Annotated in this window: 1 protein-coding gene; it reads left to right on the top strand. The window is 58.0% G+C overall.

What is annotated here, in order from left to right:
- Positions 1 to 795: Ig-like domain-containing protein (locus OA90_RS29240; protein WP_208986319.1), on the top strand; the 795-nt coding region annotated here is incomplete at both ends.

Genomic DNA, 795 nt, shown 5'->3' with positions numbered 1-795 from the left:
ACAGTTGGGGCAGTGTCTGGCGGGCCACGGATTTACACAGCGCAAATCACGCCGAACGAAAGTGCCGACACAACCGTTGAAGTGCGTGCCGGTGCCGCCCAGGATCACGTTACCAACGACAACGAAGCCTCAAGCACGGCTACGGCTTGGCTCGATGCGGCGGCACCCACAGTCACCATTACCGGGGTTCCTTCGGATACAGATGGGCAAGACACCTTCACAGCGACGTTCACGTTCAGTGAAAATGTCACCGGYTTTACGACCGCTGACATCATGACAAACGGAACAGTTGGGGCAGTGTCTGGCGGGCCACGGATTTACACAGCGCAAATCACGCCGAACGAAAGTGCCGACACAACCGTTGAAGTGCGTGCCGGTGCCGCCCAGGATCACGTTACCAACGACAACGAAGCCTCAAGCACGGCTACGGCTTGGCTCGATGCGGCGGCACCCACAGTCACCATTACCGGGGTTCCTTCGGATACAGATGGGCAAGACACCTTCACAGCGACGTTCACGTTCAGTGAAAATGTCACCGGTTTTACGACCTCTGACATCAKSACAAACGGAACAGTTGGGGCAGTGTCTGGCGGGCCACGGATTTACACAGCGCAAATCACGCCGAACGAAAGTGCCGACACAACCGTTGAAGTGCGTGCCGGTGCCGCCCAGGATCACGTTACCAACGACAACGAAGCCTCAAGCACGGCTACGGCTTGGCTCGATGCGGCGGCACCCACAGTCACCATTACCGGGGTTCCTTCGGATACAGATGGGCAAGACACCTTCACAGCG

The organism is Labrenzia sp. OB1 (assembly GCF_001624695.1).
In the GTDB taxonomy this organism is placed as follows: Bacteria; Pseudomonadota; Alphaproteobacteria; order Rhizobiales; family Stappiaceae; genus Roseibium.
This window is presented reverse-complemented; position numbering and strand designations above follow the sequence as displayed.